This window comes from Aquipseudomonas ullengensis, from assembly GCF_014174475.1.
GTDB lineage: Bacteria > Pseudomonadota > Gammaproteobacteria > Pseudomonadales > Pseudomonadaceae > Aquipseudomonas > Aquipseudomonas ullengensis.
The window spans coordinates 231,786-256,665 of sequence record NZ_JACJUD010000001.1 but is presented as its reverse complement, the minus strand read 5'-3'; the positions used below and the strand labels follow the sequence as shown (position 1 = coordinate 256,665).

Below are 24,880 nucleotides of genomic sequence, written 5' to 3'. Positions count from 1 at the left end.
TGGCTCCTCGAACCCTTGAGGCCGCTTTGCTGACGGCACATGCAACTCGGAAAAATCGTAACGCGCGGGCCGTAGGTGAGATGAAGACAGGCGGCGCGGGGTGGAAAACGCGGTGCAGTATCACGGACGCGGCCGTGCGGCTCAAGCTGTTCAGGGCAAAGGACGTAACTGTCTGTTACGGCACATCGGGCAAAGCCCGCCGTGGCGGGCTCTGTACAGTCTAGAGGAGACGTTGCCCAGGTGCGGCGGCTTGCAGGCGGATGGCGATGAATTTCGAGGTTGGCGTGTGGCTGCCGACACCGAAGCTGTCCAGCGGTACCAGTGGGTTGGTTTCCGGGTAGTAGGCCGCAGCCTGCCCCGGTGGCGTGTCGTAGGCGAGCAAGGTGAAGCCGCGCACCTGGCGTTCGATTCCGTCGTCCCATACAGACATGACATCGACTTGCTGGCCGGGTTCGAAGCCAAGGCGCTGGATATCCTGCGGATTGACGAAGAGCACCTCGCGCATGCCGCGCACGCCGCGGTAGCGGTCGTCCAGGCCATACAGGGTGGTGTTGTACTGATCGTGGGAACGCAGAGTCTGCAGCACCAGGTGTGGCGCCTCGGTCTGGCTGCGCACCTCGGGCGGCAGCAGGTGGTCGGGCAGCGCGTGGCCGATGAAATGGGCCTTGCCGCCAGGGGTATTCCAGCAGCGATTGGCGGCGGCGTTGCCCAGGTAGAAACCGCCGGGTTGTTCGAGGTTACCGTTGAAGCCGGCGAAACCGGGAATGGTGGCGGCGATCAGCTCGCGAATGCGCGCGTAGTCCTGGATCAGCTGCAGCCAGTCGACCGGTTGTGCGCCGAGCAGGGCGTTGGCGATGCCGGCGATGATCGCCGGCTCCGAGCGCATCTGCGTCGACAGCGGCGTCAGCTGGCCCCAGGAGGCGTGCACCATGCTGAATGAATCTTCCACGGTCACCGCCTGCGGGCTGCCGGCCTGCAGGTCGAGATCGGTGCGCCCCAGGCACGGCAGGATCAGCGCCTGCTTGCCGTGCATCAGGTGGCTGCGGTTGAGCTTGGTGCTGATCTGCACGGTCAGCTCGCACTGCTGCAGGGCTGCATGGGTGCGCGGGCTGTCCGGCGTAGCCTGGGCGAAGTTGCCGCCCAGGCCGATGAACACCTTGCTCTGCCCGGCGAGCATGGCGTTGATCGCCTCCACCGTGTTGTGCCCCGGCTCGCGCGGCACCTGGAACTGGAAGCGCCGCTCCAGCGCATCGAGGAAAAACGCCGGTGGCCGCTCGTTGATGCCCATGGTGCGGTCGCCCTGCACATTGCTGTGGCCGCGCACCGGGCACAGGCCGGCGCCCGGCTTGCCGACGTTGCCGCGCAACAGCATCAGGTTGGCGATCTCCTGGATGGTCGCCACCGAGTGACGGTGCTGGGTGATGCCCATGGCCCAGCAGGTGATGACCCGCTCGGCCTGCACATACAGGCGTGCGGCCTGCTCGATCTCGCGGCGCGGCAAGCCGGATTGTTCTTCGATCTGCGCCCAGTCGGTGGCCTCCACCGCCGCCAGCCAGCTGTCCAGGCCAACGCAGTGCTCGTCGATGAAGCGCTGGTCGAACACCGTGCCGGGCCGCTCGCGCTCCCACAGCAGGAGGAACTTGGCCATGCCGCGTACCACCGCCATGTCGCCACCCAGGTGCGGGCGGAAGTAGGCGCTGCTGGTCGGCTGGGCGCCGTTGCTGAGCATTTCCAGCGGGTGCTGCGGATGCTGGAAGCGCTCCAGGCCGCGTTCCTTCAACGGGTTGAAGCAGACCACGCTGGCGCCGCGCTCGACCGCTTCGCGCAGCGGTTCGAGCATGCGCGGGTGGTTGGTGCCCGGGTTCTGGCCAAACACCAGAATGGCGTCGGCGTGCTCGAAGTCGGCGAAGGTCACCGTGCCCTTGCCCACGCCAATGCTCTGGCCGAGCGCTACGCCGCTGGCCTCGTGGCACATGTTCGAGCAGTCGGGGAAGTTGTTGGTGCCGTAGGCGCGGACCATCAGTTGATAGAGGAAGGCGGCCTCGTTGCTGGCGCGGCCCGAGGTGTAGAACTCGGCCTGGTGCGGGCTGGCGAGGCCCTTGAGGCTGCTGGCAATGAGCTGGAAAGCGGCGTCCCAGTCGATCGGCACGTAGCGGTCGCTGGCTGCGTCGTAACGCAGCGGCTCGGTCAGGCGGCCCTGGTATTCGAGCCAGTAGTCGCTCTGCTCGCGCAGCTGGTTGACGCTGTAGCGGGCGAAGAAGTCGCGACCGATGCCGCGCTTGGTGGCTTCCCAGTTGACCGCCTTGGCGCCGTTCTCGCAGAACTTCACCAGGCCGTTGTCCGGCGATTCGCCCCAGGCGCAACCGGGGCAGTCGAAGCCGCCATTCTGGTTGGTCTTGAGCAGGGCGCGCAGGTTCTTGATCGGCTGCTTACTGCCCAACCAGAAGTGCGTGACGCTACGCAGCGCGCCCCAGCCAGCGGCCGGGCCGGCATAGGGTTGGTAGCGGGGTTGGCTGCTCATGGCTGGGTGTTCTCGGTGGCGGGCGCGGGGCTGTACACCCGGGGCGCGTGTTGATGGGGCAGGTGGATCAGGTTGAGCTGGTGGCGCCGCGCCCAGTCCACCGTCAGCGCAGTGGGCGCGGAGAGGCTGACCAGGCTGCCGATGCCGGCGCGCACGGCTTTGTGCAGCAACTCCAGGCTGCAACGGCTGGTGACCACGGCAAAGCCACGGGCGCCGTCCAGGCCCTGCTGCTTGAGCGCGCCGATCAGCTTGTCGAGGGCGTTGTGGCGGCCGATGTCTTCGCGGCACAGGCGGATTGCGCCGTGCTCGTCGACGAACAGCGCGGCATGCAGCGCGCCACTGCTGCGCGCCTGGTGCTGCACAGCCGTGATGCGCTGGCGCAGCTCGTGTAGGTGCGTGGCGGGCGGCAAGGGGCTGGCAGGCAACGCGGGCAAGTCGGGCAGCGCCTGCTCCAGGGCCTCGACGCCGCACAGGCCGCAGCCGCTGGTGCCGGCCAGCTGCCGGCGCTGCTGCTTGAGTGCCCAGAAGGCGCGGCTGCTGATGCGCACCTCGGCCCGGTGGGCTTCGCCGGTGCCGCTCAGTTGGATGTCATAGGTATCGTCGATGGACTCTATCAGGCCGGCACTCAGGCTGAAGCCGCGCACGAAGTCTTCGAGATCGCCGGGCGAGACCATCATCACCGTGTGGTTGAGGCCGTTGTAGCTGATTGCCAGGGCGCTTTCGCTGACCAGTGGCGCCTGCGCGACGGCGCTCCCGGCGCCCAGCTCGACATAGCTGTAATCGGCGCTGAGCGTGGGCCCTACTGGGGTTTCGAGAGGCTGGCGGATACTGGCGCGGGGCATGGGCTGGCCCTCCACGGATGGGATGGGCTCAGCCTAGGCCTGCAGGCTGGTAGCGTCTAATCGCTGTTGCCGATGGTCTGATCGATCTGCTCTATGGGTTGACTGGTCAGCGATGTAGCCCGGACTTCAGTCCGGGAACCGGCCAGCGTGCCCCGGACTGAAGTCCGGGCTACCAGCTCAGGCACTCAACAGTGCTCATGGCCTGGCGCTGGAAAGCGCTGCGCAGTACGTAGGGTGGATCGCGCTCCATCGATCCACCGAGCGGCATCGTGGCAGTACGGGCTAGATTTACCGCGTCTCGGTCAACAGGCGCCTGGCTTCGTCGAAGCAGGCTTCGGCCAGGGCCGAGCGCGGCACGCTGCGGCGCAGTATCAGGCCGAGCGGGGCAAGGGTGTGGGCATCGTCGATGGGCGTCAGCGCCAGGTCCGCGCTGAGCCCGTCCAGGCCACTGTCCAGCGGAATCACCGCGCAGCACAGGCCGGCGCTGGTGGCTTGCAGCAACTGGTGCACGGCATCGCTTTCCAGTCGTGGTTGCGGCGCCAGGCCACGGCTGCGCAAGGCATGGTCGATGGATTGGCGGAAGTGCATGCCGCTCGACAGCAGGCCCAGCGGCAGCGCGGCCACGGCGTCCCAGCTCAGGCTCGGGCTGGTGAAGGTGAAATGGCGGCGGTCGTGCAGCAGGCCCATGCGCGTTTCGGCCAGCTCCAGGCTGCTGAAGTGCTCGCGGTCGAGACGCTCCAGGTAGGAAATGCCGAGGTCCAGCTGGCTGCGGCCGAGGCGCTCGAGAATCTGCTCGCTGCTCAGGGCGAACAACTGGAAGCGCAGCCCCGGATGGGCGTCGGCGAACAGCGCGATCAGGCGCATCGGGTCGAACCCCGCCAGTGGCACCACGCCCAGGCGCAGCGTGCCGACCAGTTGCCCGCGACAGGCGGCGGCCTCGGCGTACAGGCCGTCCTGGGCGGCCAGCAGGCTGTGGGCCCAGACCAGTACGCGCTGGCCGGCTTCGGTGAAGCCCTCGAAGCGCTGGCCGCGGCGCACCAGCTCCAGGCCGAGTTCCTCTTCCAGGTTGCGCAGGCGCATGGACAACGTCGGCTGGGTCACGTGGCAGCGCGCGGCGGCCTGGCCGAAGTGGCGCGTCTCGTCGAGGGCGATCAGGAACTTGAGTTGCTTGATGTCCATGGCGTGGCCGGTGGCAGGGGCGGTGTGGCGACGATACTGCCTGCGCTGGCGCCTGTCAGCCGAAGATCGCCATTAAAGCGCGTGTCAAAAATATAGAACTGCCCGGTTCTGCTGCTTGAAACAAATCTCACTGTTTTCAGTGCATTGGAGCTTGTAACGGGGCGTGTCGTCGGGATGTTTCAGTAAAATGGCCAATTTCGTTTGACATATTTTACGCTTTTGCGAAACTTCGCCGCCGCGTCGAACCCCCTGCGTGCTGCTTGGGTTTGCGCGAAAGGCTCATAACAACAACCTTATGGTTCGCCGCTCCTTGCCCCGCGTCAGACGCCGGGCTGCAGGCGGTGAGCTGACGTCACTGGACGGGGAAAAATGCTGATCTGGTTCGTTGCGCTCTATCTGCTGGTCACCGTAGGCATCGGCTTCTACGCCGCCACCCGAGTGAAAAACTCCCGCGACTTCGCTGCCGGCGGTCGGAGCATGGGCTTCCCCATCGTCGCGGCCATGGTGTTCGCCACCTGGTTCGGCTCCGAGGCCGTGCTGGGGATTCCCGCTACCTTCATCGAAGAAGGCTTCGCCGGGATCATCGAAGACCCGTTCGGCTCCTTCGGCTGCCTGATGCTGGTCGGCCTGATCATCGCCCGTCCGCTGTACCGGATGAACCTGCTGACCATCGGTGACTACTTCAAGAAGCGCTTCGGGCCAAACGTCGAACTGCTCATCAGCCTGGTGATCATCGTCTCCTACCTGGGCTGGATCGCCGCGCAACTGACGGCGCTGGGCGTGGTGTTCAACGTGATCTCCGACGGTGCCGTCAGCACCACCCAGGGCATGATGCTGGGCACGGCCATCGTCCTGCTGTACACCCTGTTCGGCGGCATGTGGTCGGTGGCCCTGACCGACTTCTTCCAGATGATCATCATCGTCGTTGGCCTGGTCTACCTGACCTGGTTGATCGGTGACATGGCCGGCGGCGCCGACAAGGTGATCGCCCACGCGGCCAGCGAAGGCAAGTTCACCTTCATCCACCACTTCGAGGCGAAGGACATCGTCGCCTTCATCGGAGCGGCGCTGACCATGATGCTCGGCTCGATCCCGCAGCAGGACGTGTATGCCCGCGTGATGTCGGCCAAGACCGAGAACATCGCCGCGCGCGCCTCGATGTTCGGTGCCGCCTTCTACCTGTGCTTCTGCATGCTGCCGATCTTCCTGGCCTACGCCGCCTCGATGATCGACCCGGAGATGGTCAAGCGCTGGCTGGTGGAAGACTCGCAGATGATCCTGCCGCACCTGATCCTCGAGAAGACCCCGCTGTTCGCCCAGATCATGTTCTTCGGCGCGCTGCTGTCGGCGATCATGTCCACCGCCTCCGGCACCCTGCTGGCACCGTCGGTGACCTTCACCGAGAACGTGCTCAAGCGCTTCATGCCGGTGATGAGCGACAAGCAGTTCCTGCTGGCCATGCGTATCACCATCGTGGTCTGCGCCGCCGCCACCCTGACCTTCGCCCTGTACTCGGACGCGAGCATCTACGAGATGGTCGGCAACGCCTACAAGGTGACCCTGGTCGCCGCCGTGGTGCCGCTGTTCGCCGGCCTGTTCTGGAAACGTGCGACCACCCAGGGCGCGCTGTTTGCCATCGCCTTCGGCCTGGGCTCCTGGGTCTACCTGGAATACAGCCTGACCGACGCCGCCTTCTGGCCGCCGCAACTGGCTGGCCTGCTGTTCAGCCTGGCGGGCATGCTGATCGGTTCGCTGCTGCCACAACTGCATCGCCACGCCGGTGAGTCGGCGCTGGTGGCTCAGGCGTAGGGTGGATGACGCTCTGCTCATCCACCACTGACCTCACCCGGTGGATCGGTGAAGCGTGATCCACCCTACGGCCTGGAGGCATAGTCCCGGTAGTCGTATCTGACAAACCCCGCCACTTGGCGGGGTTTTGCGTTTTCCACCTGTCGATTTCAGCCGCGGATGCTCGATCAGCTGGCATGCTGCTGGAGCATGAGCGGGGATGGGCCTACCTTTGTCTGTCCCCTGGAGGCTGGATGAGGGCGTGATGGATAACGACATCGAAGCGCAGATGACGCGCTTGTACCGCGAGGAATCGCGGCGGGTACTGGCGACTCTGATTCGCCTGCTCGGTGATTTCGACCTGGCCGAGGAGGCGCTGCACGAGGCCTTTCGCGCCGCCATGGAACAGTGGCCCAGCCAGGGTGTGCCGGCCAATCCGCGCGCCTGGCTGGTCTCGGCCGGGCGTTTCAAGGCCATCGACCAGTTGCGCCGCCAGGCGCGTTTCCAGGCCCTCGACGAAGTGCCCGAGCCGATCGCCGAGGGCGAGCAGGTGTGGGACGGCGAGCTGCTGGAGGATGACCGCTTGCGCCTGGTGTTCACCTGCTGCCACCCGGCCCTGGCCGCCGACGCCCAGGTGGCGCTGACCCTGCGTGAGGTCTGCGACCTGACCACCGAGGAAATCGCCCGCGCCTTCCTGGCCACACCGAGCACCATCGCCCAGCGCATCGTGCGGGCGAAGAACAAGATTCGCGATGCGCGCATTCCTTATGAGGTGCCCGGCCGCGCCGAGCTGGGCGAGCGCCTGGAAGCGGTGTTGCGGGTCATCTACCTGGTATTCAACGAGGGCTACTTCGCCAGCTCTGGCGAGGTGCTGACCCGCCAGCAATTGTCCGCCGAGGCGATCCGTCTCGGTCGCCTGCTGCATGAACTGTTGCCCGAGGCGGAAGTGCAGGGCCTGCTGGCGCTGATGCTGCTGGGCGAGTCGCGGCGCGCCGCACGCACGGCGGACGACGGCCTGCCGGTGCTGCTGGAGGATCAGGATCGCAGCCTGTGGGATCGCACATTAATAGAGGAGGGCGAGGCGCTGGTGATGGCCGCCTTTCAGTCCGGCAGCATCGGCCCTTACTGCCTGCAGGCGGCGATTGCTGCCGTGCACGCCGAGGCAGACAGCGTGGCCAGCACCGACTGGGAGCAGATCGTCGGCCTCTACGCCGTGCTGCTGAATGCCGCGCCATCGCCGGTGATCGAACTCAACCGCGCGGTGGCCCTGGCCATGTGGCGCGGACCGCAGGTGGGCCTGCAGCAGATCGACGCGATCCTCGCGCGCGGCGAACTGGCCGACTATCACCTGGCCCATGCCGCCCGCGCCGACCTGTGCCGGCGCCTCGGGCGCAACGATGAGGCCCGTGAGGCCTACCAGCGCGCCCTGCAGTTGAGCCAGCAGGGCGCCGACCGGCAGTTTCTCGAGCGGCGCCTGGCCGAATTGTCAGACGCATGACCTGTAGGAGCCAGCTTGCTGGCGATCGCTCTGGGCGGGCCCCGATCGCCAGCAAGCTGGCTCCTACAAAAACCGCGATGACGGGGCTGGCGTCGCTGCTGAAAATATTTCTCAGCGCCTGTCGATCTGCCGCCGCGCCCTGCGACTAGGGGATAACCGCAGCGAAAAACGCTGCCAGGGAGGAAACGATGAAATACCTGTGCCTGATCTACAGCGATGAAAAACTCCTGCACAGCCTGCCGGAGAGCCCGCACGACGGTGAGTGCCATGACTATTTCCAGAGCGTGCAGCAGAGCGGGCGGATGCTCGCCGCCGAACCGCTGGAGCCGGTCGCCACCGCTACCACGGTACGCGTGCGCGGCGGCAAGCTGAGCATCACCGACGGCCCCTTCGCCGAGACCAAGGAGCAGTTGGCGGGGTTCTACCTGATCGAGGCGCGTGACCTCAACGAGGCGCTGCAGATCGCCGGCGGCATTCCGGCGGCGCGGGTTGGCAGCGTCGAAGTGCGCCCCGTGCGCCAGCTGCAGCTCTGAGAACCTGCCTACGATCTCTTGATCGTCGGCCATGCTGCGTTGAAATCGGGCTCGGGCTGCTCATTTACAGCTCGTAAACTCCGCGCCCTCGCCCAATTTCGCCTTGCCTGGCTCTAGCTCAAAAGATCGTAAACAGGTTCTGAGGTTTTCACCCCTCTCCCAAAGGGAGAGGGAGCCAAGCGTGCACGCCCGAGGCCATGGTTTGGCCTGCTGTCTCGCCAAGCATGCATCTATGGTTTGAACCGAGAGGCATCGAGATGAATACCGATTACCCGAAAGTCGCCAGCCGCGAGGAATGGCTGGCCGCGCGCCTGGCCCTGCTGGAACAGGAGAAGGCCCTGACCCACCAGCGCGACGCGCTGAATGCCCAGCGTCGGCAGCTGCCGATGGTGGCCATCGAGACGGATTACCGCTTCACCGGCCCCGAGGGCGAGGTGGGCCTGGCCGAGCTGTTTGCCGGGCGCCGCCAACTGATCGTCTACCACTTCATGTACCACCGCGACAAAGGCGAGGGCTGCCCGGGCTGCTCCTTTCTTGCCGACAACATCGGCCACCTGGTCCACCTGCATGCCCGCGACACCAGCCTGGTGCTGGTCTCCAATGCGCCACTGGCGGAGCTGGAGGCATACAAGCGGCGCATGGGCTGGACGCTGCCCTGGTACTCGTCGTTCGGCAGCCGCTTCAACTACGACTTCCACGTCACCATCGACGCCAGCCAGGCGCCGGTCGAGTACAACTACCGCGACCAGGCCGAGTTGCAGCGTATGGGCCAGCTGGACATGGTGAAGGGCGAGCTGCCCGGCGCCAGCGTGTTCCTACGCGACGGCGAGCAGGTGTTCCACAGCTACTCCACCTATGCCCGTGGCCTGGACATGCTGATGAACGCCTACCACTACCTCGACCTCACCCCCTTCGGGCGCGGCGAAGGCTGGGGCGGCATGCCCGATGTGGATGGCAAGGGCATGAACTGGACCCGACTGCACGACCGCTATGAGAACGCTCCGGCCAATGCCGGGGCCCATGACTGCTGCGCCGCCGCGCGCACTTGAGCGAGGACAATCCCATGACTGCCGCTACCGCACCCCGTGAATCGACCACTCCACTGCGCGACCTGCTGGACAGCTGGGTCAAGGCCAACCTGGCCAAGGACCTGGATGCCATCGTCAGTCACTACAGCGCCGACGTGCTGGCCTTCGACGCCGTCATGCAACTGCAATTCAAGGGTCGTGAGGCCTACCGGGCGCACTGGAAGGTGTGCCTGGACATGTGCGCCGGCCCGACCACCTTCGAGGTCAACGAGCTGGAGCAGGAGGCCAATGGCGAGCTGGGCTTCGGCCACTTCCTCTGCTACTGCGCCGGTACCGATGCCGAGGGCAAGAGCCAGGGCTGCTGGCTGCGGGTGAGCCAGGGCTATCGCCGCGAAGGTGGGCGCTGGCTGATCGCCCACGAGCATTTCTCGGTGCCCTTCGACCCGGAGAATGGGCAGGCGCTGTTCGAACTGAAACCCTGAGCGTTGCCGGTGGTAAACGCTGCGCGGTTTTCCACCCTACGCGGTCGTTCAGGCTTTGTAGGGTGGATAACGCTTCGCTTATCCACCGTTGCCGTGGCCAATGCGGCACCGATTGAAAAGGAATAACAACAATGAGAGGACGCAAGATGTTGGGGATTATTCTGCTGGTCGTACTGGCCCTGGTGGCCGGGTTTGCGGTGTTGGCTTCGCGCCAGCCGGATGAATTTCGTGTTGAACGCAGCACCCTGATCCAGGCCCCGGTGGAGCGGGTATTCGCCCAGGTCGAGGACTTCCACCAGTGGCACCAGTGGTCACCCTGGGCCCGGCGCGACCCGGCCATGCAGGTCAGCTACGAGGGCGCGGCCAAAGGTGTCGGCGCGGTGTATCGCTGGTCCGGCAATCGCCAGGTGGGCAAAGGCAGCTGCGCCATCAGCGAGAGCCGGGCGAACGAATGGGTGCGCATGCAGCTGGAGTTCCTCGAACCCTTCCAGGCCAGCAACGTGGCCGAATTCCACTTCCAGCCCGAGGCCGGCGGCACGCGGGTGAGCTGGAGCATGAGCGGGCGCAACACCTTCATCAGCAAGGCCATGGGCCTGCTGTTCAGCATGGACAAGATGGTTGGTGGTGACTTCGAGCAGGGCCTGGCCAGCCTCAAGGCGCGTGCCGAAGCCGCACCAGCGCAGGGCTAGCGGATGGAGTTGGACGTGTGGCGAGCAGAGCGCGGCGCTCCTGCTCTACAATCGCCCTTTTGCTGCCTGGCTAAGGAGTCTCCGTGGCATCGGTTATCGCGGTCGAGAACCTGAGCAAGACTTACGCGTCCGGCCATCCGGCGCTGAAGAACATCAACCTGGACATCCAGCAGGGCGAAATCTTCGCCCTGCTCGGCCCCAACGGCGCTGGCAAGACCACCCTGATCAGCATCATCTGCGGCATCGTCAATCCCGGTGCCGGCCAGGTGCGCGTGGGCGGTTTCGACATCAAGGCCGACTACCGTGCAGCGCGCTCGCAGATCGGCCTGGTGCCCCAGGAGCTGGTCAACGACGTATTCGAAACGGTCTGGGCGACGATCAAGTTCAGCCGTGGCCTGTTCGGCAAGAAGCCCGATCCGGCCTACCTGGAACGCCTGCTGCGTGACCTGTCGCTGTGGGACAAGCGTGACGCGAAGATCTTCGAACTGTCCGGCGGCATGAAGCGCCGGGTGATGATCGCCAAGGCGCTGTCCCACGAGCCGTCGATCCTGTTCCTCGACGAACCCACCGCCGGGGTCGACGTCGAACTGCGCCGCGACATGTGGAACATGGTGCGCGGCCTGCGCGAGCGTGGGGTGACCATCATCCTCACCACCCACTACATCGAAGAAGCCGAGGAAATGGCCGACCGCATCGGCGTGATCCGCCAGGGCGAGATCATCCTGGTGGAAGACAAGGCGGCGCTGATGCACAAGCTCGGCAAGAAGCAGCTGACCCTGCAGCTCAAGCAGCCGCTGAGCAGCGTGCCGGTGGAGCTGGCCGGCTACCCGCTGGAGCTGGCCGACGAGGGCCATGCGCTGGTGTTCACCTTCGACGCCCAGCGCGAGCACACCGGCATCGCCGAGCTGCTCAAGGACCTCGACCGCTACGGGGTCGACTTCAAGGATCTGCAATCCAGCCAGAGCTCGCTGGAAGATATTTTCGTGAATCTGGTAAGGACGCGGGCATGAATTTCCACGCCATCAAGGCCATCTATCTGTTCGAACTGCACCGCACCTGGCGCACCCTGCTGCAAAGCATCGCCACCCCGGTGATTTCCACTTCGCTGTACTTCGTGGTGTTCGGCTCGGCCATCGGTTCGAGCATGACCCAGGTGCAGGGCGTCAGTTACGGCGCCTTCATCGTGCCGGGGCTGATCATGCTGGCGCTGCTCAGCGAGAGCATCTCCAACGCCTCGTTCGGCATCTACATGCCCAAGTACTCGGGGACCATCTACGAGCTGCTCTCGGCACCGATTTCCTACCTGGAAATCCTCGTCGGCTTCGTCGGCGCGGCGGCTACCAAATCGATCATCCTCGGCCTGATCATCCTGGTCACGGCGCGCCTGTTCGTCGACTTCGAGATCGCCCATCCCTTCGTCATGGCGCTGTTCCTGGTGCTGACGGCGGTGACCTTCAGCCTGTTCGGTTTCATCATCGGCGTGTGGGCCGATGGCTGGGAGAAACTGCAGGTGGTGCCGGCGCTGATCGTCACCCCGCTGACCTTCCTCGGCGGCAGCTTCTACTCCATCAGCATGCTGCCGGAGCTGTGGCAGAAGGTGACCCTGTTCAACCCGGTGGTGTACCTGATCAGCGGCTTCCGCTGGAGCTTCTACGGGGTGTCGGACGTCAACGTGGCGGTGAGCTTCGGCATGACCCTGGGCTTCTTGCTGGCCTGCATCATCACCGTGGGCTGGATCTTCAAGACCGGCTATCGGCTGCGTAGCTGAGGTGTAGGGCGGCACAACGCTACGAGTGGACGCAGGCGCGTCGAAGTCTGCGTGGGGCTCTAGGTTCCTCGTCATTCCCGCGTAGGCGGGAATCCAGTGCGGCCCCTCCCTGGATTCCCGCCTGCGCGGGAACGACGGTGTTTTTCCTGATGATGCCGCGATCAGCAAGCGCGGGTTTCACCCGCCCTACGAGCGCCCTCAGCACTCGATGATATTTACCGCCAACCCGCCCCGCGATGTTTCCTTGTACTTGCTCTTCATGTCCGCGCCGGTCTGGCGCATGGTGCGGATCACCCGGTCCAGCGAGATGAAGTGCTGGCCGTCGCCGCGCAGGGCCATGCGTGCGGCGTTGATCGCCTTCACCGAGCCCATGGCGTTGCGCTCGATGCACGGCACCTGGACCAGGCCGCCGACCGGGTCGCAGGTCAGGCCGAGGTTGTGTTCCATGCCGATCTCGGCGGCGTTCTCCACCTGTTGAATGCTGCCTCCCAGCACCTCGCACAAGGCCCCGGCGGCCATCGAGCAGGCGACTCCGACTTCGCCCTGGCAGCCGACTTCGGCGCCGGAGATCGAGGCGTTTTCCTTGTACAGGATGCCGATGGCCGCGGCGGTGAGCAGGAAGCGCACCACGCCATCGTCGCAGGCAAAGGGCACGAAGCGCCGGTAGTAATGCAGCACGGCCGGCACGATGCCCGCAGCGCCGTTGGTGGGCGCGGTGACCACGCGGCCGCCGCTGGCGTTTTCCTCGTTGACCGCCAGGGCGTAGAGGTTGACCCAGTCCAGGGTGGTCAGCGGGTCGCGCAGGCTGGCTTCCGGGTTCTGGCTGAGCTGGCGCTGCAGGGCGGCGGCGCGGCGGCGCACCTTGAGCCCGCCAGGCATGATGCCCTCGTTGCGGCAGCCGGCAGTGACGCAGTCCTGCATCACCTGCCAGATGTGCAGCAGGCCGCTGCGGGTCTCCGCTTCCGGACGCCAGGCGGCTTCGTTGGCCAGCATCAATTGGCTGATCGACAGGCCGTGCTCGCTGCACCGGGCCAGCAGTTCCTTGGCGCTCTTGAACGGGTAGGCGAGGGGCGTCTGGTCCTCGACGATACGGTCCTTGCCGGCGGCCTCCTCGTCGACCACGAAGCCACCACCCACCGAGTAATACTCGCGTGAACGCAGCTGCAGGCCGGCGGCGTCGAAGGCGCGGAAGATCATGCCGTTGGGGTGGAAGTCGAGCGGTTTCCTGATCATCGCCAGGTGTTCCTTCTCGATGAAGCGGATCACCCGCTCGCCGCCCAGCTTGAGTTCGCCTTGGCTGCGGATGGCGGCCAGACGCGCGTCGATGGTCGAGGTGTCGACGCTGTCCGGCTGCTCGCCTTCCAGGCCCAGCAGCACCGCCTTGTCGCTACCGTGGCCCTTGCCGGTGGCGCCGAGCGAGCCGTACAGCTCGACCTTGAGGCTGGTGGTGGCAGCCAGCAGGTTCTCCCGGCGCAAGCCGTCGACGAAGCGTGCGGCCGCGCGCATCGGCCCCACGGTATGCGAGCTGGACGGGCCGATACCGATCTTGAACAGGTCGAAAACGCTGAGGGCCATGACCAACTCCAGTGAGCGTTGACTGCAGCTTAGACCGCGGCGTCGAGACCATTGGTCGCGCGGCTGGTCGGCTCTGCGTCGTTGATGCAGGTGTTTCGAGCATACGCCCGGCCGCCCAGCGTGCGGTTACAGCAAGGGGACGTTTACAGTCGAGGCCTGGCCGCGCGTCGCTGGCAGCCGCGCAGTGGCTTTCGAGCGCCATAGCGCAAACGACTAATTCAGATACCTGGCATCGCACTTGGTGATACCTCGTAACGAAGGAAGCGATTGGCGCTGCCGAGACCTGAGTCATTACAGTTTGCCTCGCACCGTGCCGGGGCCACCCCGCGCGTACATAACAACAAGAGCAAGGTATCCGCAGATGAATGAGTTCCTCTCCAGCACGCCGATCAGCCCTGGCGGCAAGGGCACGCGAGTGGCCATCTTCGCCGCTGGCCTGCCCGAGTTTCGCCGCTACGCCGGATGGTCGCGGGTCAATGTCGACATTGACCTGATGAAGCAGGCCAGCGCCACCCGTGAGGCGCAGGCCCTGCTGCGCGCGGTGCTCGACCCCGCTGCCTGAGGCGGTGGGTACTGATCGATGTTGTCGCCGCCTGCAGGCGGCGTTCGCTCAAGCTGGGGTGAGGAAATGGGTATGTCTGTACTGAGCCGCGTGCTCGGCAATCTGTCGGTAGGGGCCAAGCTGTCGTTGGGCTTCGGCCTGGTTTTGCTGTTCACCCTGGGGGTGGCAGCTACCGCCTTTCATTCGCTGAGCGTGTTGCAGCAGCGCAGCGAGCAGTTGCGCGCCGAGGCGACGAGCCAGGCGCTGATTCTGCAGGCGCGGATTGCCGAGAAGGAGTTCGCCCTGAGCCTGGCGCCGGCGGCGCAGGCCCGGGTGCGTGAATCGGTGGAACAGCTGGCCCGTCAACTCGATGGCGGAGCGGCGGACAGCGACGCCCAGGTCGCCATGAACGAGGCGGCCGGCGTTTATCTGCAACAATTTCTCGACTATGCCGACTCGCTACGCCAGGCCCGCGAGGCGCGCTTGCGCATGCAGGCGCTGGCGCAGACGGCCGGCGAGAGTTTCACCCTGCTGTTCCTCGATCAGCTGGACGCGCTGAACGCCCAGCTGGAGCAGGGCACGTCGCCGAGTAGCGAGCAGATGGTCCTGCTGGAGCAGACCGCCGCTCTGCGCGACATGCTGGCCAAGCTGCGCGACAGCGAGTTGTATTACTCGCTGGATGGTGAAGAGCGTTACCGCAGCGACTGGGAAATGAGCATGAGCGTTTTGCTGTCGGCCATGCAGGTGCTGGATCTCGGCGATCAGGATCAGCAATCGCTGCAGGGCGCGCAAACGGCCCTGGGCGACTACCGCAAGGCCTTTGAGCAGTTCGTCGCCAGCCGTGGCGAGAGCGCCCGCAGCAGTGCGGCGATGAACACGCAGACCGAGCAGGTCAGCGCCTTGCTGGCTCAGGCCGATCAGCAGCAGAAACAGGCGATTCAGCACGACAGCCAGAGCGCCTACCGCCAACTCGGCTTGATCACCCTGCTGGCCCTGGCCCTGGGTATCGGTGCCAGCCTGTTGATCCGCCACCTGATCCTGCAGCCGCTGCGCCAGGCCGTGCAACTCGCCCAGCGCGTGGCGGCGGGTGATCTGACTCGTGCGCTGGACACCGGCACGCGGCGCGATGAACTCGGCCAGTTGCTCGACACCGTGGGCAGCATGCTCGGCAGCCTGCGCGGGCTGGTGGGGCGCATTGGCAGCGGTGTTGACCAGCTCAATGGCACGGCCGGCAGCCTGGCCGAGGTGATCGAGCGCAACAGCCGGGGCGTCGAGCAGCAACGCCAGGAAACCGAAATGGCCGCCACCGCCATGCAACAGATGAGCGCCACGGCCCAGGAAGTCGCGCGCAATGCTGGCGAGGCCAGCGCGGCCGTGGCCCAGGCCGATGACCAGGCACGCGAGGGCGATGAGCTGGTGCGTCAGGCCGGTGGCAAGATCGACCGCCTGGCCGTGGAGATGACCGGCTGTGCCGAGGCCATGCAGTCGCTGCTGACGGAAAGCGCGGCGATTGGCGGCGTGCTCGATGTGATCAAGGCGGTGGCCGAACAGACCAACCTGCTGGCGCTGAATGCCGCCATCGAGGCCGCACGCGCGGGTGAGCATGGCCGTGGCTTTGCCGTGGTCGCCGACGAGGTGCGCGGCCTGGCACGGCGCACGCAGAGTTCCACGGCAGAAATCGAAGGGCTGATCGGCCGCCTGCGCGGCGTCGCCCAGCAAGCCGCCGAGCGCCTGCAAGGCAGCCATGCACTGACCGATGAAACGGTGGTCCTCGCCGGCCAGGCTTCCCAGGCACTGACGCGCATCACCCGCGCGGTGTCCAGCATCGAACAGATGAACCAGCAGATCGCCGCCGCGGCCGAGCAGCAGAGCGTGGTCGCCGAACAGGTCAGCCAGAGCATGGCGCGGGTGCGCGAAGTGGCCGAGGACAGCGCGCGGGAAAGCCTGCAATTACAAGGCTCGACCGCCGAACTGCAGCAGGTCGGCGGTGAGCTGAATGCGGCGGTCGGGCACTTTCGTACCTAGGTGCCGGCTGAGGGTAGTGGGATAAATAGCGTGCTTCCGTCGTCCTCGCGAATGCGGGGACCCAGAGTGCTTCAAGCACTGCGCAGGCACGGCGAAGCACAGCGTTGCCGGCAACTGGATCTCCGCCTGCGCGGAGATGACGGGCTGAAGTATCCAGCGTTGACCAGGGTGGGCTCAGCCGCTATCGAACCGGATCAGGAGTGGTTTTCATGCGTTATCGCCGTCTCGACCTCAACCTGCTGGTCGCCCTCGATGCCTTGCTCAGCGAGTGCAGCGTCAGCCGCGCGGCCGAGCGTTTGCACCTTGGCCAGTCGGCCACCAGTTCGGCGCTCGGGCGTTTGCGCGAGCATTTCAATGACCCACTGCTGGTGCAGGTGGGGCGGCGTCTGGAGCCGACGGCGTTGGGCCTGGAGCTGCTGCCCAAGGTGCGCGAGGCGCTGGCACTGACCCGCAAGATCGTCGATGCGCCGGTGCATTTCGAACCGGCCCAGTGCACCCGCCAGTTCACCCTGGTGGCGTCGGATTACATCGTGGCAGTGCTATTGCCGGTGGTCAGTCGCGAACTGGCACGGGTCGCCCCAGGTGTACGCCTGAGCCTGCGCGACCTGCCCATGCCGCGCGATGGCGATGTGGTCAGCGAGGCGCTGGATTACCGCCGTAGCGATGTGGTGATCGTGCCGCAGCGGCGACTCAATCCGGCCTATCCGCAGGTGCCCCTGCTGAGCGACCAGCTGTGCTGCATCGTCTGTGCGCAGCAGCCGCAGTTCGCCGAAGGCTTGAGCCTGGCCGACTATTGCGCGGCCGAGCATGTGGTGCGTGAGTTCGCCGATGGCCGCAACCTGGCGATGGACGCCGTGCACCTGCGCGAGCTGGGTATCGAGCGGCAGGTGGGCGTGGCCCTGGAGAGTTTTGCCCTGATTCCGGAATTCATCGTTGGCAGCGCACGGGTGGCCACGGTGTTCCGTCGCCAGGCCGAGCGCTTCGCCCAGCGTTATCCGCTGCTCATTCATCCCACGCCGCTGGCGTTTCCCGAGGCGGTGCAGGTGATGCAGTGGCATCCCTATCAGGATCGTGATCCGGCTCTGGCCTGGTTTCGCGGCCTGCTTTTGGAGCAGGCCGCGCAGCTCGCTTCGGTTCAGAGAGTCCTTGGATAAGCGGAGCGTTATCCACCCTACGTAGCAGTCGAGGCCGAGTAGGGTGGAAAACTGCGCAGCATTTCCCACCGACGGACTGGGTACCGGGCGTGCTGGCGGGTGCTTAGGCCGGCTGCGGATCGCCGCTGTCGGCGACCAGGCCGGCAGCGCCGATGGCCAGCAGGGCGCAGCGTTCGTCGTTGTCCGAGGTGTCGCCGCTGAGGCCGATAGCACCGAGCAGCTCACCTGCGGCATTGCGGATCAATACACCGCCGGCCACCGGGATCACTTCGCCGCCGGTCAAGCTGTTGATCGCATCGAAGAACGCCGGCATGGCCTGGGCGCGGCGCGCCAGTTCGCGGCCACCGAAGCCCATGCCCAGGCAGCCACGGGCCTTGCCGGTGGCGATCTGCGGGCGCAGGAAGCTGGCGTTTTCATCACGCAGCACGGCCAGTGGATGCCCGGCAGCGTCCAGCACGGCGGCGGCCATGGGTTTCAGGCCCAGTTCGCGGGCGGCGCGGATGGCGGCGCTGGCGATCTGGGTAGCGGTGGCGAGGTCGAGTCGTTGCATGCTCACAGGCTCCATTTACCCAGTTGGGCGACGCGGTCGCGGGTGTAGAGGTCGGTCCACTTCAGCGAGTTGAAGTCGGACACCTGCTTGGGGTTGTACGGGCTGCGCTCCAGCTTCACCGGTTGGCCGGCCTTGTACACCGCCTTGAGGCGCGAGCGGTCCTGGAGGATGCGGATGTCGTCCAGCGGCGAGCCATCGAGCAGGAGGAAGTCCGCCTGCTTGCCCACTTCCAGCGTGCCGAGTGTTTCGCCGCGCGGCATGCAGCGCGCACCGACGTTGGTGGCGGCATACAGGGCTTCGGCCGGGGTGAAGCCGAGGCGGGTGACCAGCAGTTCCAGTTCGCGGGCATGCCATTCGCCGTACGGGGTGACGGCAAAGCCGCTGTCGCTGCCACAGGCGAACGGGATGCCGGCAGCCTTGGCGCGCTTGAGCACCGCCGAGCCCACCTCCAGGGTGCGTGCGCAGTAGCCGGCGTAACCGGTGGTGATCGCTGGGTCGTGGGGCTGGCAGAAGTCCACGGTGTTCTGCGGAAAGGTCATGGTCGGCGCGAGAATGCTGCCGGCTTCCAGCAGCGCTTCGATGCAGGCGTCGTCCATATAGAAGGCGTGGAACACCAGGTCGACCCCGGCCTTGGCTGCGTACATCACTGCTTCGCGGCCGTAGGCGTGGGTCGCCACCTTGCAGCCGAGGCGGTGGGCTTCCTCGACCATCTCGTAGGTTTCTGCGGCGGTGAAGGCGGCGATGATTTCACCGTTGGGGCGGCGGAAGGTGCCGTCCATGGCAATCTTGATCAGGTCGACGCCGTCTTTGGCTTGCTTGCGAATCTCGGCAATCGCCTCGGTACGGCTGGTGACCAGGGCGGCGGTGAAGTATTCCGGGGTTCCAACGCGGCTGGGGAACCAGTCGTTGAGGCTCTGCCGGTTGGTGATCACCCGGCTGCTGGCGGCGATGCGCGGGCCTTCGAACATGCCGGCAGCAATCGCGTTGCGCACGGCGATGCTCAGCTGACCGCTGTCTCCGGGGCAGACCATGCTGGTGACGCCGGCGGCGAGCACATGCTGGGCGAAGAACATGCCGCGCAGGGCGCGGAATTCGTCGGTGGTCCAGATATCGATGTCTTCTTCGCTCTGCGCGTTGCCGAAGGCCAGGTGCGTGTGCACGTCGATCAGGCCGGGCATGACGAAGTTGTCGCCGGCATCCACCACGCTGTCTCCGGGTTGCGGCGCGGGTGCCGAGGCGCGCGGGCCGACGTAGCTGAACAGGCCGTTTTCGACGATCAGGGTCTGTTGCTGGCGGGTGGCGAGGCTGGTGCTGTCGAACAGGGTCTGGCAGTGCAGGTGCAGGGCGCTCATGGTCGTTTCGCTGTGCTGTTTTTGTGATGTGGGTTATGCGGCACGAGGCTAGGGCGCGGGGCGTTGGCGCCACCAGCAGATTGCATCGATGGCCAGCCATTGATGGCGTCGATAGCTGCTGCAGGGCAGATGCGGCGTGGCTTGCAGGTTGCGTGCGGTTTTGCCGCGCGGGTATCGCGAATGCCGATGGTTGGCATTGAAATTGGCGATTTTTTCCGCCGCTGACGAGGCCTCTATGGTGCGCGCTCGTCCCATCACCGAGAGCACTACCGATGACTGATCACAGCGTAAAAACCGAACTGCTTGCCCTGGAACAGGAGCGCCGCCGCGCGCTGGTTGAAGAAGACCACGGGCGCGTCGCCGAGCTGTTCGCCGATGACCTGGTGTACGTGCACACCACTGGCCTGGTGCAGGGCAAGGCCGATTACCTGGACTATGCGCGCAGCGCCGTGCAGTACCTGGCCATCGAGCGGGGCGAGCTGCAGATCCGTTTCTATGGCGAGGCGCTGGCGGTGATGACCGGGCCGCAGTGCAACACCCTGCAAAAGCGCGGTGGCGACCAGTCGATCCGTGGCGAAGGCTTCGCCACCCAGGTCTGGGTGCGCGGTGCGCAGGGCTGGCAGATCAGTTCGTTCCACGCCACGCGAGCGGCGGCATAAGGCGCACGGCGTGGTAGGCCGCGCTGGGTTTCGCTGCGCTCTACGCCAGCCTACGTTGGCTGCCGGTTGAGCGGCGTAGCGAGGGAAGGGGCTAGCGGGGCTTGTGGCCCCACCAGGGCACTGGCCGGGTAGGCTGGTGCTGACACCGAGGGTGTCGAGAGGGAAGACGCGGCACCGGGCGGGTAAGCCCCCGAGCTTGGGTGTGCTGCGGTTGGTGGCGAGCGGCGCAAAGGCCGCTGTGGACACCGGGGTGTGGCACCTGGCGCGAGTTCCCCGCGCTGGGTGCCGTGCACCGTAGATGAGCAGGGCAAGGATGCCGCGCCAACCTTTCAACAGGCTTTCTGCTTGGTGTTTGGCTGCAGCCGATGGTGGATAAGCAGAGCGTTATCCACCCTACACGGCGGTCATGGCCGGGTAGGGTGGAAAACTGCGCAGCATTTTCCACCGTGATTGCAGTCGCGGAACTCAGCCGATGGTCATCAGGCTGGCGTTGCCGCCGGCCGCTGCGGTGTTGACGCTCAGTGCGTGTTCGATCAGCAGGCGTTCCAGGGCGATATCGGTTTCACCCTTGTTCAGCCCGTGCACGCCGATGATCGCACCCTTGCGCTGGGCCGCCAGTTGGCTGACTTCACGCAACTGGTCGGAATCACCGTGGTGCAGGATGGCGTCGAACTCGGCATCCACGCTGGTCCAGTCAGCCACCAGGTCGATGCGTTTCTGCACCTCTTTCGGCAGGCTGGCGAACAGTTCGCGCTGGCTTTCCAGCCACAGTGCGCGGCTGCCCACGGCCAGGGTCGCGGCCAGTTGCGCGAGCAGGTCGCCACGCTCCTCGGCGAGATTCAGCACGCGCTCACGCGGCAGCAGGCTGTAGGTGTTGCGTTCGCCGGTCGGGCCGTTGAGCACGTGGCAGGTGTAGCTCTGCGCCAGCTCGGCGTACTGGGCGCACAGCGCGGCCAGGGCCTTGTCGTGCTTGCCGGCCCAGTCGTTGAGGGCGTGCAGGGATTTTTCCTGCTCGGCCGGACGTGGCAGTGGCTGCACGTTGTCGCCCTTGAGTTGCTGGGCCACCGCTTCCTGTGGGCGGGTCGACAGCAGGCGATAGAGGTACAGCGGGCCGCCGGCTTTCGGGCCGGTACCGGACAGGCCTTCACCACCGAACGGCTGCACGCCAACCACGGCGCCGACGATGTTGCGGTTCACGTACAGGTTGCCGACGTGGGCGCTGTCCACCACCTGGGCGATGGTTTCGTCGATGCGCGTGTGCACGCCGAGGGTCAGGCCGTAGCCGCTGTCGTTGATCTGTTGCAGCAGGGTGCCGAGGTCGCTGCGCTGGTAGCGCACCAGGTGCAGCACCGGGCCGAAGATTTCGCGCTGCATCTCGTCGAAGCTGTCCAGTTCGATCAGGGTTGGCATGACGAAGGTGCCGCGCTTGATCTCGTCGCCGCTGGCGCGGGCGTTCTGGAACACCTTGCGGCCCTTGGCGCGCATCTTCTCGATGTGCTGCTCGATGTTGGTCTTGGCTTCGGCGTCGATCACCGGGCCGATATCGGTGCTCAGGCGCTCCGGCGAACCCATGCGGTATTCGGCCATGGCGCCCTTGAGCATTTCCACCACGCGGTCGGCTACGTCAGCCTGCACGCAGAGTACGCGCAGGGCCGAGCAACGCTGGCCGGCGCTGTCGAAGGCGGAGTTGACCACGTCGACCACCACCTGCTCGGCGAGGGCCGAGGAGTCGACGATCATCGCGTTGAGGCCGCCGGTCTCGGCGATCAGCGGGATGGTGCGGCCCTGGGCGTCGAGGCGGCCAGCGATATTGCGCTGGAGGATGCCGGCGACTTCGGTGGAGCCGGTGAACATCACGCCACGCACGCGCTCGTCACCGATCAGGCGGGCGCCGACGGTTTCGCCACGGCCCGGCAGCAGTTGCACGGCACCGGCCGGTACGCCGGCTTCGAGGAGGATGCGCACGGCCTGGGCGGCGATCAGCGGAGTCTGCTCGGCCGGCTTGGCCAGCACGGTGTTACCGGAGGCGAGGGCCGCGGCAACCTGGCCGCTGAAGATCGCCAGTGGGAAGTTCCACGGGCTGATGCACACCACCGGGCCCAGTGGGCGGTGGCTGTCGTTGCTGAAGTAGTCACGCGCCTGGGCGGCGTAGTAGCGCAGGAAGTCCACGGCCTCGCGCACTTCGGCGATGGCGTTGGCGAAGGTCTTGCCGGACTCGCGTACCAGCAGGCCCATCAGTTGCTGGATTTCCGCTTCCATCTGGTCGGCGGCGCGGTCCAGTACGGCGGCGCGCTCGGCCGGCAGGGTCGACTGCCAGATCGGCCCGCTGGACTGGGCGCAGAGGATTGCACTCTTGATGTCCGCCTCGCTGGCTTCATGCACATGACCGACCAGGTCACGCTGATCCGCCGGATTGCGCACCGGCTCGGCCGGGCCAGGGGCTGGCAGGTCGCCGCCGAGCATTGGCGCGGCGACGTAGGCAGTGTTGGTGCTGCTCAGCAGTGCCGAGGACAGCGAGCCGAGGCGGTGTTCGTTGGCCAGGTCGATGCCGCTGGAGTTGGCGCGGGCGCTGCCGTACAGGTCACGCGGCAGCGGGATGCGTGGGTGCGGCAGGCCGACAGCGCCTTCCTGGGCGGCCATCTGCTCGACCTGGATCACCGGGTCGAGGACCAGGTCATTCAGCGAGATGCTCTGGTCGGCGATGCGGTTGACGAAGCTGGTGTTGGCGCCGTTTTCCAGCAGGCGACGGACCAGGTAGGCGAGCAGCGTTTCATGGCTGCCGACCGGGGCGTAGATGCGGCATGGACGGTTGAACTTGCCGTCGGCGACCTTGCCCACCACCTGCTCGTACAGCGGCTCGCCCATGCCGTGCAGGCACTGGAACTCGTACTGGCCCGGGTAGTAGTTCTGCCCGGCGATCTGGTAGATGGCCGACAGCGAGTGGGCGTTGTGGGTGGCGAACTGCGGGTAGATGGCTTCCGGTACGGCCAGCAGCTTGCGCGCGCAGGCGATGTAGGAAATGTCGGTGTACGGCTTGCGGGTGTACACCGGGTAGCCTTCCAGGCCGTTGACCTGGGCCAGCTTGATCTCGCTGTCCCAGTAGGCACCCTTCACCAGGCGGATCATCAGGCGGTGGCGGCTGCGCTTGGCCAGGTCGATGACGTAGTCGATCACGTACGGGCAGCGCTTCTGGTAGGCCTGGATGACGAAGCCGATGCCGTTCCAGCCGGCCAGTTCCGGGGCGAAACACAGGCGCTCGAGCAGATCGAGGGAGATTTCCAGGCGATCGGCTTCTTCGGCGTCGATGTTGAGGCCGATGTCGTACTGCTTGGCCAGCTTGGTCAGGCCGAGCAGGATCGGGTACAGCTCGTCCATCACCCGCTCGTACTGGGCGCGGCTGTAGCGCGGGTGCAGGGCGGAGAGCTTGATCGAGATGCCCGGGCCTTCGTAGATACCGCGACCGTGGGAGGCCTTGCCGATGGCATGGATGGCCTGCTCGTAGGAAGCCAGGTAGCGCTTGGCGTCGGCCTCGGTCAGTGCGGCCTCGCCGAGCATGTCGTAGGAATAGCGGAAGCCCTTGGCTTCGGTGGTGCTGGCGTTGGCCAGGGCTTCGCCGATGGTTTCACCGGTGACGAACTGCTCGCCCATCAGGCGCATGGCCATGTCCACGCCCTTGCGGATCACCGGCTCGCCGCTCTTGCCGATCAGGCGGTTGAGTGAGGAGGACAGGCCGGCCTCGTTGTGGGTGGACACCAGCTTGCCGGTGATCAGCAGGCCCCAGGAGGCGGCGTTGACGAACATCGACGGGCTCTGGCCGAGGTGCTGGCTCCAGTTGCCGTTGGCAATCTTGTCGCGGATCAGCGCATCGCGGGTGGCCTTGTCCGGAATGCGCAGCAGCGCCTCGGCCAGGCACATCAGCGCGACACCTTCCTGGGACGACAGCGAGAACTCCTGCAGCAGCCCCTGCACCAGGCCCTGGCGGCCGCTGGCGGTCTTCTGGTTACGCAGCTTCTCGGCGATGCCAAGGGCCATCTTCTGGGTGGCCTCGGCTTGCTCTTTCGGCAGCCGGGCCTGCTCCAGCAGCATCGGCAGCGCCTCGATTTCCGGGCGGCGATAGGCGGAGGTGATGGCGGCGCGCAGCACCGATTGCGGCAGGATGCTCTCGGCGAAATCGAGGAAGACCTGCAGGCCCTGCTCGCTCAGCGAGTCAATCGACTCTTCGCCGGCAGCGGCGGCCAGGCCGGAATGCTCGGCCGGGGTCAGACCACCTTCGACCTGCTCCAGATAGTTGAAGATCGCTTGCTTGATCAGCCAGTGCGGCGTGCGATCAAGGGATTGGGCAGCTTGCTTCAGGCGCTCGCGGGTAGCGTCGTCGAGTTTTACGCCAAGGGTGGTGGTGGCCATTGGTTTTCCTATCTGGGCTGGTGCGCGGGTGGCGCGTGGCAGAAGAGTAAACCGCGAATAACTTTAGGTGCAACTAGGTGCAACCCGTAATGCGGGTGCGTTCGTCAGAATCTGCGGCTGCTGGATTTATCTGTCGTTGCATCCTCTTCATCTGTACTGCAGGCCTTGAGATGCGTGAGTCTCATGGTCTTTATCGGGTTGCGCCTTTTGTTGGGTACTGCATTTTGTAGGTGCAACCCTGGGTGCTTTTGGGCGTGATGAGGGTTCAGGGGCTGGGATGGATTGGGCTGGT

19 protein-coding genes are annotated in these 24,880 nt (G+C 65.8%); 12 read left to right on the top strand and 7 right to left on the bottom strand.

The genetic code is table 11. The annotated features are described in order from the left end of the window. Positions 1-220 precede the first annotated feature (220 nt). The 3 genes from H3H51_RS01085 to H3H51_RS01075 all read right to left on the bottom strand — a co-directional run bounded on the left by H3H51_RS01085 (position 221) and on the right by H3H51_RS01075 (position 4,542). Positions 221-2,521: an FdhF/YdeP family oxidoreductase gene (locus H3H51_RS01085; protein ID WP_183087171.1), complete on the bottom strand. Its 2,301-nt coding sequence runs from the start codon at positions 2,519-2,521 to the stop codon at positions 221-223. Continuing rightward, positions 2,518-3,363 carry a formate dehydrogenase accessory sulfurtransferase FdhD gene (fdhD, locus tag H3H51_RS01080; protein WP_183087170.1) on the bottom strand — a complete coding sequence of 282 codons (846 nt, stop codon included), beginning with the start codon at positions 3,361-3,363 and terminating at the stop codon, positions 2,518-2,520. The genes H3H51_RS01085 and fdhD overlap by 4 nt, the downstream gene beginning before the upstream one ends. Before the next feature lie 288 nt (positions 3,364-3,651). Beyond that, positions 3,652-4,542: a LysR family transcriptional regulator gene (locus H3H51_RS01075; RefSeq protein ID WP_183087169.1), complete on the bottom strand. Its 891-nt coding sequence runs from the start codon at positions 4,540-4,542 to the stop codon at positions 3,652-3,654. A 369-nt stretch (positions 4,543-4,911) separates the two neighbouring features. Between H3H51_RS01075 and H3H51_RS01070 the strand changes: the two genes are divergently transcribed. The 8 genes from H3H51_RS01070 to H3H51_RS01035 all read left to right on the top strand — a co-directional run bounded on the left by H3H51_RS01070 (position 4,912) and on the right by H3H51_RS01035 (position 12,328). Next, a complete protein-coding gene (locus H3H51_RS01070) occupies positions 4,912-6,351 on the top strand; it encodes a sodium:solute symporter family protein (RefSeq protein ID WP_183087168.1) in 1,440 nt (479 codons plus the stop codon). Between the two features lie 244 nt (positions 6,352-6,595). Continuing rightward, a complete protein-coding gene (locus H3H51_RS01065; RefSeq protein WP_235981264.1) occupies positions 6,596-7,828 on the top strand; it encodes an RNA polymerase sigma factor in 1,233 nt (410 codons plus the stop codon). A 188-nt stretch (positions 7,829-8,016) separates the two neighbouring features. After that, entirely contained in the window at positions 8,017-8,361 is a 345-nt protein-coding gene (locus tag H3H51_RS01060; protein ID WP_183087167.1) for a YciI family protein, read from the top strand. 257 nt (positions 8,362-8,618) lie between these two features. Further along, on the top strand, positions 8,619-9,410 hold the full coding sequence (locus H3H51_RS01055; RefSeq protein ID WP_183087166.1) for a DUF899 domain-containing protein: 792 nt from the start codon (positions 8,619-8,621) through the stop codon (positions 9,408-9,410). Between the two features lie 14 nt (positions 9,411-9,424). Then, a complete protein-coding gene (locus tag H3H51_RS01050) occupies positions 9,425-9,871 on the top strand; it encodes a YybH family protein (protein WP_183087165.1) in 447 nt (148 codons plus the stop codon). A 146-nt stretch (positions 9,872-10,017) separates the two neighbouring features. Further along, positions 10,018-10,560, top strand: coding sequence for an SRPBCC family protein (locus tag H3H51_RS01045; RefSeq protein WP_183087164.1), 543 nt, complete (start codon positions 10,018-10,020; stop codon positions 10,558-10,560). A gap of 83 nt (positions 10,561-10,643) precedes the next feature. Next, positions 10,644-11,570, top strand: coding sequence for an ABC transporter ATP-binding protein (locus H3H51_RS01040; protein WP_183087163.1), 927 nt, complete (start codon positions 10,644-10,646; stop codon positions 11,568-11,570). Continuing rightward, positions 11,567-12,328 carry an ABC transporter permease gene (locus tag H3H51_RS01035; protein WP_183087162.1) on the top strand — a complete coding sequence of 254 codons (762 nt, stop codon included), beginning with the start codon at positions 11,567-11,569 and terminating at the stop codon, positions 12,326-12,328. The genes H3H51_RS01040 and H3H51_RS01035 overlap by 4 nt, the downstream gene beginning before the upstream one ends. Positions 12,329-12,526: 198 nt before the next feature. Here the strand turns inward: H3H51_RS01035 and H3H51_RS01030 are convergent, their stop codons facing one another. Continuing rightward, positions 12,527-13,903, bottom strand: coding sequence for an L-serine ammonia-lyase (locus H3H51_RS01030; protein ID WP_183087161.1), 1,377 nt, complete (start codon positions 13,901-13,903; stop codon positions 12,527-12,529). A gap of 361 nt (positions 13,904-14,264) precedes the next feature. On the opposite strand from H3H51_RS01030, the gene H3H51_RS01025 reads away from it, so the two are divergent. From H3H51_RS01025 to H3H51_RS01015, 3 genes are all read left to right on the top strand, one after another. Beyond that, positions 14,265-14,465: a hypothetical protein gene (locus tag H3H51_RS01025; protein ID WP_183087160.1), complete on the top strand. Its 201-nt coding sequence runs from the start codon at positions 14,265-14,267 to the stop codon at positions 14,463-14,465. Positions 14,466-14,537: 72 nt separating this feature from the next. After that, a complete protein-coding gene (locus H3H51_RS01020) occupies positions 14,538-16,469 on the top strand; it encodes a methyl-accepting chemotaxis protein (protein WP_183087159.1) in 1,932 nt (643 codons plus the stop codon). Positions 16,470-16,678: 209 nt separating this feature from the next. Next, positions 16,679-17,623 (top strand): LysR family transcriptional regulator, encoded by a 945-nt coding sequence (locus tag H3H51_RS01015; RefSeq protein WP_183087158.1) that lies wholly within the window; start codon positions 16,679-16,681, stop codon positions 17,621-17,623. A 103-nt stretch (positions 17,624-17,726) separates the two neighbouring features. On the opposite strand, the gene H3H51_RS01010 is transcribed toward H3H51_RS01015, so the two are convergent. After that, positions 17,727-18,173: a GlcG/HbpS family heme-binding protein gene (locus tag H3H51_RS01010; protein ID WP_183087157.1), complete on the bottom strand. Its 447-nt coding sequence runs from the start codon at positions 18,171-18,173 to the stop codon at positions 17,727-17,729. 2 nt (positions 18,174-18,175) lie between these two features. Continuing rightward, positions 18,176-19,525: a metal-dependent hydrolase family protein gene (locus H3H51_RS01005; RefSeq protein ID WP_183087156.1), complete on the bottom strand. Its 1,350-nt coding sequence runs from the start codon at positions 19,523-19,525 to the stop codon at positions 18,176-18,178. A 272-nt stretch (positions 19,526-19,797) separates the two neighbouring features. Between H3H51_RS01005 and H3H51_RS01000 the strand changes: the two genes are divergently transcribed. Next, complete coding sequence (locus H3H51_RS01000; protein WP_183087155.1) at positions 19,798-20,184, top strand: nuclear transport factor 2 family protein; 387 nt, start codon at positions 19,798-19,800, stop codon at positions 20,182-20,184. Between the two features lie 465 nt (positions 20,185-20,649). Here H3H51_RS01000 and putA read toward each other — a convergent pair whose 3' ends face one another. Further along, positions 20,650-24,588 (bottom strand): trifunctional transcriptional regulator/proline dehydrogenase/L-glutamate gamma-semialdehyde dehydrogenase, encoded by a 3,939-nt coding sequence (putA, locus tag H3H51_RS00995; protein ID WP_183087154.1) that lies wholly within the window; start codon positions 24,586-24,588, stop codon positions 20,650-20,652. Between the last annotated feature and the right edge of the window lie 292 nt (positions 24,589-24,880).

Bases quoted from the DNA above. Each gene is read 5' to 3' on its own strand.
- H3H51_RS01075 (WP_183087169.1), bottom strand. From the start codon at position 4,542: ATGGACATCAAGCAACTCAAGTTCCTGATCGCCCTCGACGAGACGCGC.
- H3H51_RS01025 (WP_183087160.1), top strand. From the start codon at position 14,265: ATGAATGAGTTCCTCTCCAGCACGCCGATCAGCCCTGGCGGCAAGGGC.
- H3H51_RS01070 (WP_183087168.1), top strand. From the start codon at position 4,912: ATGCTGATCTGGTTCGTTGCGCTCTATCTGCTGGTCACCGTAGGCATC.
- H3H51_RS01000 (WP_183087155.1), top strand. From the start codon at position 19,798: ATGACTGATCACAGCGTAAAAACCGAACTGCTTGCCCTGGAACAGGAG.
- H3H51_RS01015 (WP_183087158.1), top strand. From the start codon at position 16,679: ATGCGTTATCGCCGTCTCGACCTCAACCTGCTGGTCGCCCTCGATGCC.
- H3H51_RS01065 (WP_235981264.1), top strand. From the start codon at position 6,596: ATGGATAACGACATCGAAGCGCAGATGACGCGCTTGTACCGCGAGGAA.
- H3H51_RS01005 (WP_183087156.1), bottom strand. From the start codon at position 19,525: ATGAGCGCCCTGCACCTGCACTGCCAGACCCTGTTCGACAGCACCAGC.
- H3H51_RS01020 (WP_183087159.1), top strand. From the start codon at position 14,538: ATGTCTGTACTGAGCCGCGTGCTCGGCAATCTGTCGGTAGGGGCCAAG.
- H3H51_RS01030 (WP_183087161.1), bottom strand. From the start codon at position 13,903: ATGGCCCTCAGCGTTTTCGACCTGTTCAAGATCGGTATCGGCCCGTCC.
- putA (WP_183087154.1), bottom strand. From the start codon at position 24,588: ATGGCCACCACCACCCTTGGCGTAAAACTCGACGACGCTACCCGCGAG.
- H3H51_RS01010 (WP_183087157.1), bottom strand. From the start codon at position 18,173: ATGCAACGACTCGACCTCGCCACCGCTACCCAGATCGCCAGCGCCGCC.
- H3H51_RS01055 (WP_183087166.1), top strand. From the start codon at position 8,619: ATGAATACCGATTACCCGAAAGTCGCCAGCCGCGAGGAATGGCTGGCC.
- H3H51_RS01045 (WP_183087164.1), top strand. From the start codon at position 10,018: ATGTTGGGGATTATTCTGCTGGTCGTACTGGCCCTGGTGGCCGGGTTT.
- H3H51_RS01050 (WP_183087165.1), top strand. From the start codon at position 9,425: ATGACTGCCGCTACCGCACCCCGTGAATCGACCACTCCACTGCGCGAC.
- H3H51_RS01060 (WP_183087167.1), top strand. From the start codon at position 8,017: ATGAAATACCTGTGCCTGATCTACAGCGATGAAAAACTCCTGCACAGC.
- H3H51_RS01085 (WP_183087171.1), bottom strand. From the start codon at position 2,521: ATGAGCAGCCAACCCCGCTACCAACCCTATGCCGGCCCGGCCGCTGGC.
- H3H51_RS01035 (WP_183087162.1), top strand. From the start codon at position 11,567: ATGAATTTCCACGCCATCAAGGCCATCTATCTGTTCGAACTGCACCGC.
- fdhD (WP_183087170.1), bottom strand. From the start codon at position 3,363: ATGCCCCGCGCCAGTATCCGCCAGCCTCTCGAAACCCCAGTAGGGCCC.